Here is a 15,440-nt window from a genome sequence, read left to right as displayed (position 1 = left end):
CTCCGCGTTTCCCGTGTTTTTTCTTTCAACAAGGATGCATCCATGTCATTGACAGTTCTTGTCCGCCGCCTCGCCTTCTGGCGGCACCGAGGGGCGGTCGCGCTGTATGCGCTGCTGCTGGTTTTGCTGGCCGGCCCGGGCACGGCGCTGGCGGGCAGCCGCGACCGCCTCACGCTGCTCGTGCCCGACGACGCCGACACCGCGAGCTGGCAGGTCAAGGTCTGGACCGACACCGCGGTCGAGGAGGGCCTGCAGATGAAGGTCATGAAGGCCTCCACCTTCCTGGCACTCGGCACTTCGGCGAACGCCAGCATCAGCGGTTTGATCCTGCCCGACAGCGCCCTCATCCGCGCCAGCGACCGCCTGGTGGCGGGCGTCAAGCAATACGTGTCCCGCGGCGGCAGGCTGCTGCTGGTCTACGATGCCGCCAGCCTCAACGACGAGGGTCTCTACGACGCCAGCGGCCGTTCCCGCTTCTCCGACATGGTGGGCGTGGACTACGTGTTGTACGAAACCCTGCGGGACCGCGTGGTGGGATTCGGCCCGGTGGTGGGCACGCGCGGCCGGCTCGACAACCTGTCGCTGCCGCCGGGCAAGTACATGCCCTACCCGACGGCGGGCGGCGTAACGCCCTTCGCGGCGGCCGCGGCGCAAGTGCCCTACGTGCCGACCAGCCACCTGGACCCTGGCGGTTCGGAGTTCATGCGCACGTGGCTCCTGGCCCGTGCCGGTTCGCAACCGCGCGTGGCCTCGCTGGTCAGCGGCCTGCGCTACGACGCTCCCGTCGCCGAAGCCACGCCAGCGCTGCGCTGGCTGCAGACCACGGGCTATGCCTCCTTGCGCAAACCCGACGACGTGAGTGCCGTGGCCGGCGCGGGCGGTGCCGGCTGGACGGAGACCTCGCCGTCGCGCACGGCGGGCAACCTGGCCGCGGGCGACGCCGAACTGCAGGTGGTCAGCGGCTACGCCTTCGGCCCGCTCAGCTACTACAGCTTCGTCACGACCGGCGCGTTTCCCGGCAACGTGTTCCTCAGCTCGCCCGAGTTCGGGCTGGTCGCCGGCGAGCGCAGCTACGGCAATGGCAAGCTGCTCTTCGTCAACCTGCCGCTGGGATTCTTCAAGGCCATCGGCACCGATGGCGTGCTGCTGCACGGTGTGCTGGGCCACTTCGCGCGCGACCAGGTCGGCATGCCGCGCCTGGCGGTCCAGCCCCGCGGCATCGGTGGATTGGTCTACAACTGGCACGTGGACGACGGCGACGACATCGTGCCCGACTTCCGCGACATCATGGCCAGCAGCTTCATGGCCGGCGCCGGGCCGTTCTCGGTGCACTTCACGGCCGGCCCCGATGTGGAGACCGTGGGCGACCGGCTGGGCATGAACCTGCTGGGCAACGCCGCCGCCCAGGATGTGGTGCGGCGCACCGCCCGCACCGGCCCGTATGCCTCGGCGTACAACCTCGTGAAGCATGAAGTCGGCTCGCACGGAGGCTGGATCCACAACATCTACGGGCTCAACGCCAACGAGGACAACGCGGCCACCTACCTGCCGTGGCTGCAGTGGAACTTGATGGCGGTGGACGACGTGAGCGGCGAGCGCTCGCGTTCGTACTCCGCGCCGCAGGGCAACAACCCGAGCTGGGCAGTGGCCTGGAACGAGTTCTGGGGCATCGTCGGCATGTACACCGTCAGCAACACGGGCAGCCCCGCCACGCGCGAGTGGCGCAGCGGGACACGGCTGACGACCAAGCTGTGGTCGATGCCCGTCACTCCGTTCGGCACTTCCGCCACCTTCGAGGACTTCGAGGCCAACGGTGTCAGCGACGCCGCCTCGGCGCAGTGGCTGCTGGACCTGCAGAGCTTCGTGGTCAACCGGCGCAGCAACCGCATGTTCTACAACCACCCGCCTGGCGCGGCCGCGCACCTGGACGTGGTCAAGACCTTCGTGCAGCGCGGCAAGGCGCTGCGCGACAGCGGCCGCTTCACCTGGTACACCATGGCCGAACTGGCGGACTTCTCGCAGCGCCGTGTCCAGACCGGCTGGGCGAGCTCCAGCACGTGGTTGGGCAAGGAGGTGTTCGTCCTCAACAACGGACAGTCGCTGACCGACATCACCATGCTGCTGCCCCGCAGCCGCTACACCATGCCGTTCGTATTCTGGGGCAGGGGCAGCGTGTCCTCGGACGCGACCGACTGGATCGTGACCGCCCGCTCGGGCACGGAACTCAAGTTCTACACCGCGCCGCGCTGACGCCGGCCGGCGCACTGCAAGCGACGGCCGGCCGCGACGCGCCGTGTCCGACCCGCGCCTGCGGCGCACAGTGGTGCCTGCGGCGGACGCGCTGTGCGTCCCGCCTCTCACGAGGAGGCTGCCATGGCACATGTGTCGCTGGGTTGGCAAGCAGGACTGCTGGCGGTTGCGGTGTCTGTGATCGGGTGTTCGGCGGGTGACGAAGCCGCACCGTCGTCTGGACCTGCCGCCGAAACGGCGCGGGTGCAGACGGCCGCCGTCGGCGCAGTGCGCAGTTGCCCTGGCGGTGGCCTGGTCGATGGGGCGTTCCGCGATGCGGCGCTCGCCATGTTCAGGCAACTCGCGGTGCAGGCTCCGGGGCAGGATGCCCACGGGGCGGTGCGGATGCACTGGACCCCGGGCCACGTCGACCCGCAGGGCCAGGCCTGGTACCAGGTGCAGGCCTACCAGGCCAACCTGTCGGTCGTGCAGGTGCTGCGCATCGACCCCACATTGGCCCCGCTGGCGGCCGACTGGCTGCGCTGGCAGTCACGTCACCTCAGCGCGGTGGGACCGGGGCAGGGCGTGGTGTTCGACCATTGGCTGCGCGCAGCCGACCTGCAGGTGGCGGTCTGCCCGCCCGCGCCGACCGGGTCATGCCCCTTCGTGGATTCGTACGACAGCACCGCTGCCTCGATGCTGATGGTGGCGGACAGCTACCTCGCTGCGGCCGGCGACGTGGCCGTGCTGCGCGAGACCGCGGTGCGAGCCGCCTTGCGCGCGTCGGCCGCCACCATGGCCGCGCTGCGCCAGGCGGACGGCCTGACCTGGGCCAAGCCCGACTACCCCGTGGCCTACCTCATGGATGCGGTCGAGGTGGCTGCCGGTTGGCGCGCCTGGGCCCGTGTCCAGCGGGCGGCCTACGGCGACACCGCTGGTGCCGCAGGCAGCATGGCGACGGCCCAGCGGACAGAAGATGCGATGCGGGCGCTGCTGTGGCATGCACCCAGCCAAGCCTGGCGCCATGCGCTGCAGGCCGGTGCGCCAGTCTTCTCCCGCTGGTACGCCGACACCGTGGCCCAGGCGTGGCCCCTGCTGTGGGGTGTGGAAGGGCCGCGCAGCGGCGACGCCGCCAATGCCTGGCGCAGGGCCTCGGCCCGCTGGCTGGGCGCGGACGACTGGTCGCGGCGCAATGTCGACACGGCTGGATTCTGGTGGCCTGCCGCCGCGGCGGCCGCGCAGTGCGTCGGCGACACGGCATCCGCCCGCACCTGGATCGCCCGCGCCCGCGACGCCTGGCTGCGTCCCGAGCAACCGTTTCCGTGGCCCTTCCATGTCGGCGATCTGCGCTGGTTGCTCTGGATGGCGGATCCGCGCGCCTCGGTGTCCGGCACGCGGTGACGCGGCTGGCGTGCGTCAGCGGATCACGCCCAGCTTGCGCGCGATCGCCACCGCCTGCGTGCGGCTCTTGGCGTCCAGCTTCATGTTGATGTTGCGCAGGTGCGTGCGCACCGTGCTGTCCGAGACGAACAGCTTCTCGGCCATGGCGCTGTTGGAGTAGCCCTCGGCCAGCAGCTGCAGCACGCGGATCTCCTTGCGCGTGAGCGGCTCCTCGCTGCCGCCTGCGGCCGCGGCGGGGGTCTCGGGCTCGGGCGCGGCCAGCGGACCGATGGCGTGCAGCAGGCGCTGCAGGTACTCGGCCTGGATCGGGTCACCCGCTTCCGGCAGGGCCGCGGCATGGCGCTGCAGCAGCCGGCCCACGGCCGGGCCCTCGTCCAGGATCAGGCGCATGAAGCCTTCCTGGCTGGCCGTCTGCAGCACGCTGCCGATCTCGGCCACGGCGGCGGCGGGGTCGCCGGCACGCTGCTGCGCCAGCGCGCGCAGCACCTGCAGCTTGAGCACGCGCCGCGTGCGCGCGGCCGCAGTGGCGGCGTGGATCTCGGCGTCCAGCAGCTGCAGCGCGGCGCGCGCGTCGCCGAAGGCGACCTCCCAGCGTGCCTTGGCCAGCGCCAGGTAGTCCAGGTCGTGGGCGGGCAGGCGCATGCGGCGCTCGCGCTCCCAGATCGCGGGGTCGTCGGCGCGCTGCAGTTCGTCGCGCGCGGCCGGGCCGTTGCCCTGCAGCAGCAGCATGCGCGAGCGTTCCAGCTTGGCCCCGGCCACCACGCGCGGCAGCTGGCGCGCATGGCCCAGGTATTCCAGCTCGGTCAGGGCCTGCAGCGCGGCCTCCACGTCGCCGCTGTGGAAGGCGATGCGCGAGCGCATCACGTGCGACAGGATCATGTGGTCGGGCAGACCCACGTCGCGCGCCAGCGGCAGGTAGACGTTGAGCAGGTGCTCGGCCTGGGGCAGCTGGTTGGCCTCGTAGACCACGCCGGCGTACAGCACGCCGGCCCAGGCATTGCCGTGGCTGTGGTTGTAGGTCACCGCATGGGTGGAGTCCACGGCGATGCGAAAGCGCGCCGTGGCCTGGCGCAGGCGGCCGGCCTGCAGGTCCAGCATGCCCTCGGAGGCCTCGGTGTACATGCGGTGGAAGGTGCCGTCGCGCTTGGCATGGCCCTGTTTGCTGCGCGCGGCATCCAGCAGGCGCAGCGAGGCGTTCTGGTCGCCCATCACCGACAGGATGTGGGCCATGGCGTTGAGCAGCGCGCTGTCGGCGAAGGCCAGGCCCGTGGGCAGGCGGTTCAGGCAGGCGCGGCCGGCCTCGTAGGCCTCGTCGTAGCGGTCCTGCATGGCCCACAGCAGCGGGTACAGCGTGTGGGCGCAGGCGCGCACCTCGGGCACCGGGCTGTGGATGCAGTCGGAGGCTTCCAGGCGGGCCATCGCATCCCAGGGGCCGTGCGTGAAGCACTCGGCCCACAGCGCGATGAGCTGCAGGAAGGGGTGCTGGCGCAGCTGGTGCTCGGGGATGGCCGCGAACCAGCGCGCCAGCAGCCGCATGCGGCCCTGTTCGAGGAACTGTTCGGCCCAGATGTCCAGCAGCGTCAGCGCATGCGGATGGTCGCCGCCTTCGATGGCGTGGTCGATGGCCGGCACCGGCCGGCCTTGCGATTCGTACCAGCCCGAGGCCGCCAGGTGCAGGCGCGCCAGTTCGTCGGGCTGCTCGCGCACCAGCTGGGCGCGCAGAAAGTCGGAGAACAGGCTGTGGTAGCGCCAGGCCTGGGCCTCGTCGCCGGTTTCGCTGCTGATGGGGGTGAGGAACAGGTCGGCCGCGGCCAGCTGTTCCAGGATGGCGGCGCTGTTGCCGCGCGGGATCAGGGCCTGACAGACCGAGGTGTCGAGCTGGCGCAGGATGCTGGTGCGCAGCAGGAAGTCGCGGATGGCGCCGGGCTGGTGGGCCAGCACGTCCTCGGCCAGGTACTCGGCCACGGCACGGTTCGAGCCTGAGAAGCGCTCGACGAAGTCCGGCGCCACGCCCGGGCGTTCCAGCGCCATCGAGGCCAGCCAGATCGCCGCCACCCAGCCCTCGGTCTTGCGGTGCAGCTGGGCCAGCCGCTCGGCCGACAGCGCCGGCATGGCGCGCTGGCCCAGGAAGGCGCCGGTCTCTTCCAGGCTGAAGCGCAGCCGGTCGGTGTCGATCTCCAGCAACTGGCCGCGCGCGCGCAGCCGGCCCAGGCCCAGATCGGGCAGGCTGCGCGAGCCGATCACGATGCGGCCGCCGCGCGGCATGTGCTCGACGATCTCGCGCACCAGGCCCAGCACGGCGGGTTCGTGCACCACCTCGAATTCGTCCAGGAACAGCGCGAACGGCGCGTCGTGCGCGGCCAGCACGGCCACGGCGTCGAAGGGCGCGTTGCCGCGCGGGCCCTCCATGCCCAGGCGCAGCACCACCTCGCCCAGGCAGCTGACGAAGCGCGACATGTCGTTGTCGGCCCGGTCCAGCGTGAGCCAGGCCGTGGCGATGCCTTGCTCGTCCAGGCGCTGGCGTGCCTGCGCCATGGTGGTGGTCTTGCCGAAGCCGGCCGGCGCACGCACCAGCACCAGGCGCGCGGCGGTGCCCGCGATCTCGTCGGCGATGGCGGCGCGCAGCACCTGGGTCGGCGCGGCCGAGGGTGGGTTGAGCTTGGCTTCGAGGATGCGGGTGGCGGAGGGCGGCATCGCGGACGGAGGAGGGCGGATGTGCGGCGGGCGGGCGCGAAGTGTCGGCGGCAACGGGTGCCGGGCATGTCTCCTAGGGCGCAGGGGGCGGTGGCGTTCCGTCGCTTCCGACGATGCGAAGGCCGGATTCTGCTGCCTAAACTGGCCTGGCAGACCGCCCGGCACCCGCGTGCCGCCTAGGTGACAGACCTGCGCTTCGCGCCCTGCGCGCGCGGCGATCATTGACCCCATCTGCCTGAAGGAATTTCCATGGACCGCATGCACACCCGCGTCACCGAGCAACTGGGCATCCGCTACCCCATCATCCAGGGCGGCATGCAATGGGTCGGCCTGGCCGAACTTGCCTCGGCCGTCTCCAACGCCGGCGGCCTGGGCCTCTTGACCGCGCTGACCCAGCCCACGCCCGATGCGCTGCGCGAGGAAATCGCGCGCTGCCGCTCGATGACCGACCAGCCATTCGGTGTAAACCTGACCATCCTGCCGGCGATCAAGCCGCCGCCGTACGCCGAGTTCGTGCGCGTGATCATCGACAGCGGCATCAAGATCGTCGAGACCGCGGGCAACAGCCCCAAGGAGTTCATCGCCCAGTTCAAGGCAGCGGGCGTGACCATCGTGCACAAGTGCACCACGGTGCGGCATGCGCTGTCGGCCGAACGCAATGGCGTGGACATCGTCTCCATCGACGGCCTGGAGTGCGCGGGCCACCCGGGCGAGGACGATGTCGGCGGCCTGGTGCTGATCCCGGCCGCCGCGCGCGCGCTCAAGATCCCCGTGGTCGCCTCGGGCGGCATCGCCGACGGGCGTGGCATGGCGGCGGCGCTGGCGCTGGGCGCCGAGGGCATCAACATGGGCACGCGCTTTTGCGTCACGCAGGAGGCGCCGATCCACGCCAACATCAAGCAGGCCCTGGTGCAGGCCAGCGAGCGCGACACCGCGCTGCTGTACCGCACGCTCAAGAACACGGCGCGCGTGTTCCGCAATGCGATCGCCGAGGAGGTCGTGGGCATGGAGCGGCGCCCGGGCGGTGTCGCCTTCGAGGAGATCCGCCCGCTGGTGGCCGGCGTGCGCGGGCGTGCCGCGCTGCAATCGGGCGAGGTCAACGGCGGCATCGTCTCGGCCGGCCAGTGCATCGGCCTGATCGACGACGTGCCCAGCTGCGCCGAACTGCTCACGCGCATGGTGGCCGATTGCCGCCGCGAACTCGAGCGCGCGCGAGGCTACTTTGGGTGACGTGAAACCACCCCGTTCGAATGGCGCACTTCGTTTAGCCATTCCATCCCCAGGGGCGCCGCCAGCGCCCTGGCAGAGCCCGTTGCGCGGCGTCTGCTGGCATGGCCTGCTCCGCGGCCTCTCGACCACCGGCTTGCGGGCCAGTGCAATGGACAACTGACATGAACCGCGAAGAACTGCGCAAAGAGGCGCTGCGCGCGCTGGTCGAACAGCTGCGCCTGGAGCAGCTGGAGAAGAACCTGTTCCGCGGCACCAGCAGCGACCTGGGTGCGCCGGCCGTGTTCGGCGGGCAGGTGCTGGGCCAGGCGCTCATGGCGGCCGCCCGCACCGTGGACAACGGCCATGCCGCGCATTCGCTGCACGGCTACTTCCTGCGGCCTGGCGACAAGGCCGCGCCCATCGTCTACGACGTGGACCGCATCCGCGACGGCGGCAGTTTCACCACGCGGCGCGTGGTCGCCATCCAGCATGGCGAGGCCATCTTCCACATGTCGGCCTCGTTCCACCGGCGCGAGAACGGCGTGGAACACCAGCGCGCCATGGTGCCGGTGCCGGCGCCGGAATCGCTACCGGAGCAGCAACGGCTGGCGCTGGCCTTGCCCATCGAATTCCGCTTCGCCGACGGCCGCCCGCCGCTGGGCGAGGGCAAGTGGGGCCCGAGCGGGCAGACCTGGCTGCGCACGGTGGACGCCTTGCCCGACGACCCGCTGCTGCACCAGGCCATGCTGGCCTATGCCTCCGACTACAGCCTGCTCGGCGTGGCGATGCAGCCGCACGGCCTGGATTTCCGCAAGCCCGGCGTGCAGGGCGTGAGCCTGGACCACGCCATGTGGTTCCACCGCGACTTCCGCTGCGACGACTGGCTGCTGTACGAGGCCGACTCGCCTTCGGCCTATGGCGCCCGCGGCTTCTGCCGCGGCAGCCTGTACAGCCGCGACGGCCGGCTGGTGGCCTCGGTCGCGCAGGAAGGCCTGGTGCGCGTGCGGGCCTGATCCAGGGAAGCATCCTGTAAGGGAATAAGGGTATTCAGGGACTCCTCAGCTTACAGTGCCGGCCGCCGTGGGAGCGGCGTATGCAGTACAACGAGGAACCATGGACTTTCTGACTTCCCCCGCCTTTTGGGTCGCCCTCGGGCAGATCATCATCATCGACATCCTGCTGGGTGGCGACAACGCCGTCGTGATCGCGCTGGCCTGCCGCAAGCTGGCGCCTGCGCAGCGCACCAAGGGCATCATCTGGGGCACGGCCGGTGCCATCGTCCTGCGCGTGATCCTGATCGCGTTCGCGATGACGCTGCTGAACGTGCCCTTCCTCAAGCTGGTCGGTGCCATCTTGCTGGTGTGGATCGGTGTCAAGCTGCTCGCGCCCGATGAAGAGGGGCACGGCGACGTGGCCGGCAGCGACAAGCTGTTTGCCGCCATCAAGACCATCATCGTGGCCGACCTGGTCATGAGCGTGGACAACGTGATCGCCATCGCCGGCGCCGCGCAGAACGCCGGCGAGCATTCCATGCTGCTGGTGGTGCTGGGCCTGTTGATCTCCATCCCCATCATCGTCTGGGGCAGCCAGCTGGTCATCAAGCTCATGGAACGTTATCCACTCATCATCACGGCCGGCGGCATGCTGCTGGGCTGGATCGCCGGTGGCATGCTGGTGACCGACCCGGCCCTGGCCAACCCCGACAAGTGGCAGTGGATGTTCAAGCTGCCGCAGACCGACGTCGTCAAGTACGGCGCGTCCGTCGCCGGTGCGCTGCTGGTGCTGGTGATCGGCAAGGCCATCGCCAGCCGCAAGCCCGCCGGAGGCGGCCACGCCTGAGCGCCAGGCGCCGCCTGCGCGGCGCCGCCGAGGATCCCGGGCGCCAGCCCGGGCCGCCCCAAAGCCCTGCGGCCACCGGCCGGCAGGGCTTTTTGCTGCGCCGACGGTCTGCGGCTCAGGGCGTGGCGAGAGGAAAGAGGGTAGGCCGGCGTCGTGACGGTGCCGGCCGCGGGGCGTTGAAGCAGCCCTCGCATCGCTGAAGGAAGCGCGCACTGGCGGGCGCGCCGGACGACAGGGCAAGCTGCCCTGTCGCCATTGCCGGCTTACTTGCTGGCCGCCGGAGGGGCCTTGGTCTGGCCGACTTCGCCATCCGGTTGCTGCTTGATCGCCTCGGCGCCTTCGGCCTTGCGCTTGGCGCGTGCCGCGGCACGCTCTTCGGCCGAAGCACGCGTTGCGCTGGGCGGGGCCTTGGATTGGCCGGTTTCCCCCACCGGTTGCTGCCTGACGGCCTCGGCGCCCTCTGCCTTGCGCTTGGCGCGTGCCGCGGCGCGTTCTTCGGGAGAAGCCTTGGCGGCCGGCGGTGGCGCCTTGGACACGCCCGCTTCACCCTGGGCGAAGGCGCTCACGGCGAACACCTGTGCCAGGGCGATGCCAATGGAAAGGATCGGATGCTTCATGGATGACTTTCAGGTTTGTAGGTCTGGGAGAACACGCGGGCCGAAGAACGCCCTGCGCGTCGGAGCCACTGGTCCGACACAAAATTGTATGAAGTTGTCGAGCGCACAACAAGAATTGCCTCTTGTATGTGTTCTTTAGCCGACATGTTCTGTTGATGGCTTGTGTCCAATTTGTGTGTTGAGGAATCCGGCGGCGCCGGTTTCGCTGTCCGAACTCGTCCGATCGGACGATGGCCCGGCGCGGGGGCGCACTTCTAGCATGGGCGGCGCACCCACTGGAGACCCCCATGCCCCTGTCACGACGCCGATTCTCCGCACTGCCCCTGGCCGCCTGCCTTCCGCTCCCGGGGCGTGCCAGCGTCTATCCCGACAAGCCCGTGCGGCTGGTCATGCCGTTCCCGGCCGGCGGCATGGGCGACATCCTGGCCCGCCACCTGGCCACCGACCTCGCGAAGCTCTGGGGCCAGCCCGTGGTGGTGGACAACCGCGCCGGCGCCTCCGGCATGATCGGCAACGAGTACGTGGCGCGCGCTGCGCCCGACGGCACGACGCTGCTGCTGGGCATCAGCCAGCTGGCACTGGCGCCCTGGCTCTACCCCAGGATGGCCTACGACGTGGAAAAGGACTTCGTGCCGCTCGCGCGCGTGGCCGACGCGGTCTCGGTCTTCGTGACCAACGACGCGCGCATCGGCTCCGTCAAGGACTACGTGGCGCTGGCCAGGGCGAATCCGGACAAGCTCAGCTACGGCACCTACGGCGCGGGCACCTCGGCCCACATCTTTGCGGAGATCTTCAACCGCGCCAACGGCATCCGCACCGTGCACGTGCCCTACAAGGGTGCCGCGCCGCTGATCAACGACCTGCTGGCCGGTCATGTGACGCTGTCGTTCACCGATCTGGCCTCGCCGCTGCCGCACATCCTGTCGGGCAGGCTCAAGGCCTATGCGGTCACGGGCACGCGCCGCGCGCCGCTGCTGCCCGAGGTGCCGACCTTCGCCGAGCTCGGCTACACGGGCCTGGACGTGCCGGGCTGGTACGCGCTGTTCGCGCCCGCGAAGACGCCGCCCGAGGTGGTGCGCAGCATCCGGGCCGGCGTAGCGCAGGTGCTGCAGGCGCCCGAGATGCAGGCCCGGCTCACGCAACTGGGGCTGCTGCCCGTGGTGGAGCAGCCCGCAGCCTTCGAGCAGCGCCTGCGCGACGACATGGCGTACTGGAAGAAGGCCATCTCCGAGAACAACATCCGGCTGGACTGAAAGCCGATTCGTCCGTTCGGACGATGGCCCGTCGCGAGCCCCCTCCCTAGACTTTCCCGGAACGCGGGCAGGGGCCCGCAGGGAGAGTGTTCTTGTTCCAAGGCCAAAGCATCCAGGTCCTGCCCGTCGCCGAAGCGGGCGCAGAAGGACTCGTCGAACTGCGCTTCGACCGCCAGGGCGATGCCATCAACAAGCTCGACGCACGCACCGTCGACGAGTTCCGCCAGGCCATCGACGCGATCGCCGCGGCACCCGCCGTGCGCGGCGTGCTCGTGACCAGTGCGAAGGACGTGTTCATCGTCGGTGCCGACATCACCGAGTTCGGCACCAAGTTCCAGCAGAGTCCGCAGCAGATCGCAGCCGGCGTGCGCGAGAGCAACGCCATGATCAACCGCTTCGAGGACTTGCCCATCCCCAGCGTCGTGGCCATCAACGGCTTCGCGCTGGGCGGCGGCCTGGAGCTGGCCCTGCTGGGCGCGCTGCGCGTGATGTCCGAGGCGGCCCAGGTGGGCGTACCCGAGGTCAAGCTGGGCCTGTTCCCGGGCTTCGGCGGCACCGTGCGCCTGGTGCGCGTGGCCGGTCTCGCCACGGCTTTCGACTGGGTGGCCGGCGGCAAGCCGGCCAAGGCCGCGGCGGCGCTGGCCGCCGGCGTGGTCGACGAGGTGGCCGCGCCTGCAGCGCTGCGCGAGCGCGCGCTGGCGCTTCTGCAGTCCGCCGTGCGTGGCGAGGTCGACTGGGCTGCGCGCCAGCAGCGCAAGCGCGCAGCGCTGCCGCTGGCTGCCGACGCGGTAGCGGCCGAACTGGCCAAGGCCCTGGACACGGCCCGTCGTGGCGCGCCGCATCAGCCGGCCGCGCAGATTGCGCTGGAGATGATGGCCGAGGGCGCGAGCCTGGGCCGCGACCGCGCGATCGACCTCGAATCCGCCGCCTTTGGCCGTGTCGCGAAGACCCAGGCCGCGGCCTCGCTGGTGCGCGCCTTCCTGAACGACCAGGCCGTCAAGAAACTGCACAAGCGCCATGCGCGCGAGGGCCGTCCCGTGCAGCACGCGGCCGTGCTCGGCGCCGGCACCATGGGCGGCGGCATCGCGTTCACGAGCGCGCTGCGCGGCGTGCCCGTGCGCATGAAGGACATCGCCCAGCCCGCGCTGGACCTGGGCCTGGCCGAGGCCGACAAGCAGCTGGCCCGCCAGGTCAAGAACGGCCGGCTCAAGCCCGAGAAGGCGCAGGCCGTGCGCGCGTCCATCACCACGCAGCTCGACGAGACCGGGTTCGACCAGCTTGACTGCGTGATCGAGGCCATCGTCGAGAACCTCGATGTGAAACGCCGTGTGCTGGCCGCGCTGGAAGGCTGCGTAGGGTCCGGAACCGTGATCGCCTCCAACACCTCCAGCCTGCGCATCGACGACATCGCCCAGCCGCTCGCGCGACCCGAGAACTTCGTCGGCATGCACTTCTTCAACCCGGTGCCCGTGATGCCGCTGGTCGAGGTGATCCGCGGTTCGCGCACGAGCCCGCAGGCCGTGTCCACGGCCGTCGCCTACGCCGCCGCGATGGGCAAGGTGCCCATCGTGGTGCAGGACGGCCCGGGCTTCCTGGTCAACCGCATCCTCACGCCCTACGTGAACGCCTTCGTGCAGCTGGTCGCCGACGGTGCCGACTTCGAGCAGGTCGACCGCGCCATGGAGGCCTTCGGCTGGCCCATGGGCCCGGCCTACCTGCAGGACGTGGTCGGCATGGACGTGGGTGCGCACGTGTTCGACGTGATCGCGGCCGGCTACCCCGAGCGCATCCGCCCCATCGAGCGCAACGCCATCCGCACGCTGGTCGCCGCGGGCCGCTTCGGCCAGAAGACCGGCGGCGGCTTCTACGACTACCAGGCCGACCCGGCCGGCAAGCCGCGCAAGAGTTCTTCGCCCGCGGCGCGCGCGCTGGTGGCCGCGCTGCAGACCGTTGGCGCGCGCGACTTCACGGATGCCGAGATCGTCGAACGCATGATGCTGCCCATGGTCGTGGAAGCCGCGCACGCGCTGGAGGAGGGCGTGGTCGCCACGCCGGCCGAACTCGACACCGCCATGCTGCTGGGCATCGGCTTTCCCGCCTATGCCGGCGGCCCGCTGCAGTACGCCGACTGGCTGGGCCTGTCCCAGGTGGTGGCGCTGTGCGAGAAGTACGCGGCCTTCGGCCCGCAATACCAACCCACGGCGCGCATGCGCGCCATGGCGGCGCAAGGCGGCCGTTACCACAGCCTCTGATTTCCGACACACACAACCCCAACAGGAGAGAACCCATGCAACTCAATTCCAGCATCGCCGCCGTCGTCACCGGCGGTGCATCCGGCCTGGGCGCCGCCACCGCGCGCCGCCTGGCCAAGTCCGGCGTCAAGGTCGCGCTGTTCGACTTCAACGCCGAGAAGGGCGAGGCGCTGGCCCAGGAGCTGGGCGGTGTGTTCTGCAAGGTCGACATCACCAGCGAGGAGCAGGTCGACGCGGCCTTCGCCAAGGCCCGTGCCGCGCACGGCCAGGAGCGCATCCTCATCAACTGCGCCGGCATCGGCGGCGCGGTCAAGACCGCCAGCCGCGACAAGACCACGGGCGACATCAAGCACTTCCCGCTGGCCAACTTCGACCGCGTGATCCAGGTCAACCTGGTCGGCACCTTCCGCTGCATCGCCAAGAGCGCGGCCGGCATGCTGACCTTGGAGCCGCTGCAGGACGCCGACAACTCGGGCGAGCGCGGGGCCATCGTCAACACTGCCTCGGTCGCGGCCGTGGACGGCCAGATGGGCCAGGCCAGCTACTCGGCCAGCAAGGGCGGCATCGTCGGCATGACGCTGCCGATCGCGCGCGACCTGATGGCCGAGGGCATCCGCGTGAACACCATCCTGCCGGGCATCTTCAACACCCCGCTGCTGCAGGGCGCGCCCGACAACGTGAAGGCCGCGCTGGCCGCCTCCGTGCCCTTTCCCAAGCGCCTGGGCAACCCCGACGAGTACGCCCAGCTGGCCGAGACCATGGTCACCAACGGCTACTTCAACGGCGAGTGCGTGCGCCTGGACGGCGCCATCCGCATGGCGCCGCGCTGAGGGTGGATGGCGCGGCCCGCGCTCCGGGCCGCGCCTGTTCGCCCAGGTCGTGCGCGAGCGCGCCGTGTGGCGTGTCGCCTGGCTGAAGCTGCACACGCCGCGCACTGCATTGGACGGCGACTTCGTCGCAAGTCCCTGAGAACCGCCAGCAACGGGCCGCTGGCCGCGCGGTGGTCAGCCGCCGCGCAGTACCTCGCCGAAGCGCCGGATGCCCTGCTGCACGGTGGCCTGCGCGGCCGGCGACCAGCGGCCCATGTCGTAGAAGCCGTGCACCATGCCGGGCCCGGCCAAATAGTCGACCTGGTTGCCCGAAGCCCGCAGCGCATCCGCGTAGGCCAGTCCGCTGTCGCGCAGCGGATCGAACTCGGCGGTCACCAACACGGCTGGCGGCAGGTGCGTGAGGTCGGGGTGGCGCAGCGGCGCCAGGCGGGGATCCAAGGGGTCGCCGATGGCGCCCGCGTAGTGGCCGTAGAACCAGTCCATGGTGGCTGTTTCGAGGAAGTAGCCCTTGGCGTTCTGCGCCAGGCTGGGGTAGTCGGCCGTCGCGTGGTCCACCGCGGGGTAGATCAGGAACTGCGCGGCCAGCGCGATGCCTGCATCGCGCAGCTGCTGCGCGACCACGGCCGCGAAGTTGCCGCCCGCGCTGTCGCCCGCCACGCCCACGGTGCTCGTGCCACCGAGTTCGGCCGCATGCGCCACGACCCAGCGGGCGGCGGCGATGGCGTCTTCCACGCCGGCCGGGAACGGGTGCTCGGGTGCGAGCCGGTAGTCCACCGCCACGACCACGGCCCGGGCGCCGCGGCACAGGTCGCGGCACATGTTGTCGTGCGTGTCCAGGTCGCCGATGACCCAGCCGCCGCCGTGGAAGTAGGCGACGGTGGGGAAGGGGCCGTCGCCTTCGGGGCGGTAGACGCGGGCCTGCAAGGGGCCGGTGGCGCCGTCGACGCGGCGGTCCTGCACGCTCGCGACGGGGACGACCTCGTGCGGCTTGCGCGTGCCGACCGTCAGTGCGAGGTAGCCCGCCCGCCCTTCGGCGGGCGTGCCTTCGGAGGTGGGTTTCCTGCCTGCGGCGGCCATCATCTGCAAGACGCCAGCGAGGTGGGGATCGAGGGGCAT

Annotated in this window: 11 protein-coding genes; 8 read left to right on the top strand and 3 right to left on the bottom strand. The window is 70.6% G+C overall.

The features are described from left to right. The first annotated feature begins 42 nt into the window (after window positions 1-42). A complete protein-coding gene (locus ACSQ4M_RS33670) occupies window positions 43-2,250 on the top strand; it encodes a hypothetical protein (RefSeq protein WP_436193697.1) in 2,208 nt (735 codons plus the stop codon). Window positions 2,251-2,577: 327 nt separating this feature from the next. Further along, on the top strand, window positions 2,578-3,630 hold the full coding sequence (locus tag ACSQ4M_RS33665; RefSeq protein WP_436193696.1) for a hypothetical protein: 1,053 nt from the start codon (window positions 2,578-2,580) through the stop codon (window positions 3,628-3,630). 15 nt (window positions 3,631-3,645) lie between these two features. Here ACSQ4M_RS33665 and ACSQ4M_RS33660 read toward each other — a convergent pair whose 3' ends face one another. Next, window positions 3,646-6,324, bottom strand: a complete 2,679-nt coding sequence (locus tag ACSQ4M_RS33660) for a LuxR C-terminal-related transcriptional regulator (RefSeq protein ID WP_436193695.1) — start codon at window positions 6,322-6,324, stop codon at window positions 3,646-3,648. Window positions 6,325-6,582: 258 nt separating this feature from the next. Here ACSQ4M_RS33660 and ACSQ4M_RS33655 point away from each other — a divergent pair, with 258 nt between their 5' ends. The 3 genes from ACSQ4M_RS33655 to ACSQ4M_RS33645 all read left to right on the top strand — a co-directional run bounded on the left by ACSQ4M_RS33655 (window position 6,583) and on the right by ACSQ4M_RS33645 (window position 9,372). Further along, entirely contained in the window at window positions 6,583-7,554 is a 972-nt protein-coding gene (locus ACSQ4M_RS33655; protein WP_436194114.1) for an NAD(P)H-dependent flavin oxidoreductase, read from the top strand. A 161-nt stretch (window positions 7,555-7,715) separates the two neighbouring features. Further along, window positions 7,716-8,546, top strand: a complete 831-nt coding sequence (locus ACSQ4M_RS33650) for an acyl-CoA thioesterase (RefSeq protein ID WP_436193694.1) — start codon at window positions 7,716-7,718, stop codon at window positions 8,544-8,546. Between the two features lie 100 nt (window positions 8,547-8,646). Further along, window positions 8,647-9,372 carry a TerC family protein gene (locus tag ACSQ4M_RS33645; protein ID WP_436193693.1) on the top strand — a complete coding sequence of 242 codons (726 nt, stop codon included), beginning with the start codon at window positions 8,647-8,649 and terminating at the stop codon, window positions 9,370-9,372. Window positions 9,373-9,635: 263 nt separating this feature from the next. Here ACSQ4M_RS33645 and ACSQ4M_RS33640 read toward each other — a convergent pair whose 3' ends face one another. Beyond that, window positions 9,636-9,989 carry a hypothetical protein gene (locus tag ACSQ4M_RS33640; protein ID WP_436193692.1) on the bottom strand — a complete coding sequence of 118 codons (354 nt, stop codon included), beginning with the start codon at window positions 9,987-9,989 and terminating at the stop codon, window positions 9,636-9,638. A gap of 287 nt (window positions 9,990-10,276) precedes the next feature. Between ACSQ4M_RS33640 and ACSQ4M_RS33635 the strand changes: the two genes are divergently transcribed. The 3 genes from ACSQ4M_RS33635 to ACSQ4M_RS33625 all read left to right on the top strand — a co-directional run bounded on the left by ACSQ4M_RS33635 (window position 10,277) and on the right by ACSQ4M_RS33625 (window position 14,324). Beyond that, window positions 10,277-11,242 carry a Bug family tripartite tricarboxylate transporter substrate binding protein gene (locus ACSQ4M_RS33635; RefSeq protein ID WP_436193691.1) on the top strand — a complete coding sequence of 322 codons (966 nt, stop codon included), beginning with the start codon at window positions 10,277-10,279 and terminating at the stop codon, window positions 11,240-11,242. Between the two features lie 86 nt (window positions 11,243-11,328). Continuing rightward, window positions 11,329-13,494, top strand: a complete 2,166-nt coding sequence (gene fadB / locus ACSQ4M_RS33630) for a fatty acid oxidation complex subunit alpha FadB (protein WP_436193690.1) — start codon at window positions 11,329-11,331, stop codon at window positions 13,492-13,494. Between the two features lie 35 nt (window positions 13,495-13,529). Then, entirely contained in the window at window positions 13,530-14,324 is a 795-nt protein-coding gene (locus ACSQ4M_RS33625; RefSeq protein ID WP_436193689.1) for an SDR family NAD(P)-dependent oxidoreductase, read from the top strand. Between the two features lie 174 nt (window positions 14,325-14,498). On the opposite strand, the gene ACSQ4M_RS33620 is transcribed toward ACSQ4M_RS33625, so the two are convergent. After that, a complete protein-coding gene (locus ACSQ4M_RS33620; protein ID WP_436193688.1) occupies window positions 14,499-15,440 on the bottom strand; it encodes an alpha/beta hydrolase in 942 nt (313 codons plus the stop codon).

This window comes from Pseudorhodoferax sp. LjRoot39 (genome assembly GCF_964253035.1).
Lineage (GTDB): Bacteria > Pseudomonadota > Gammaproteobacteria > Burkholderiales > Burkholderiaceae_C > Pseudorhodoferax.
Note: the sequence above shows the minus strand (reverse complement) of the source record. Positions and strands in the feature narration are given on the sequence as shown.

Excerpts from the sequence above, each read along its gene's own strand:
- ACSQ4M_RS33665 (WP_436193696.1), top strand. The coding sequence starts at position 2,578 with ATGTTCAGGCAACTCGCGGTGCAGGCTCCGGGGCAGGATGCCCACGGG.
- ACSQ4M_RS33640 (WP_436193692.1), bottom strand. The coding sequence starts at position 9,989 with ATGAAGCATCCGATCCTTTCCATTGGCATCGCCCTGGCACAGGTGTTC.
- ACSQ4M_RS33650 (WP_436193694.1), top strand. The coding sequence starts at position 7,716 with ATGAACCGCGAAGAACTGCGCAAAGAGGCGCTGCGCGCGCTGGTCGAA.
- ACSQ4M_RS33660 (WP_436193695.1), bottom strand. The coding sequence starts at position 6,324 with ATGCCGCCCTCCGCCACCCGCATCCTCGAAGCCAAGCTCAACCCACCC.
- ACSQ4M_RS33635 (WP_436193691.1), top strand. The coding sequence starts at position 10,277 with ATGCCCCTGTCACGACGCCGATTCTCCGCACTGCCCCTGGCCGCCTGC.
- ACSQ4M_RS33655 (WP_436194114.1), top strand. The coding sequence starts at position 6,583 with ATGCACACCCGCGTCACCGAGCAACTGGGCATCCGCTACCCCATCATC.
- ACSQ4M_RS33620 (WP_436193688.1), bottom strand. The coding sequence starts at position 15,440 with ATGCCCCTCGATCCCCACCTCGCTGGCGTCTTGCAGATGATGGCCGCC.
- ACSQ4M_RS33670 (WP_436193697.1), top strand. The coding sequence starts at position 43 with ATGTCATTGACAGTTCTTGTCCGCCGCCTCGCCTTCTGGCGGCACCGA.
- ACSQ4M_RS33625 (WP_436193689.1), top strand. The coding sequence starts at position 13,530 with ATGCAACTCAATTCCAGCATCGCCGCCGTCGTCACCGGCGGTGCATCC.
- ACSQ4M_RS33645 (WP_436193693.1), top strand. The coding sequence starts at position 8,647 with ATGGACTTTCTGACTTCCCCCGCCTTTTGGGTCGCCCTCGGGCAGATC.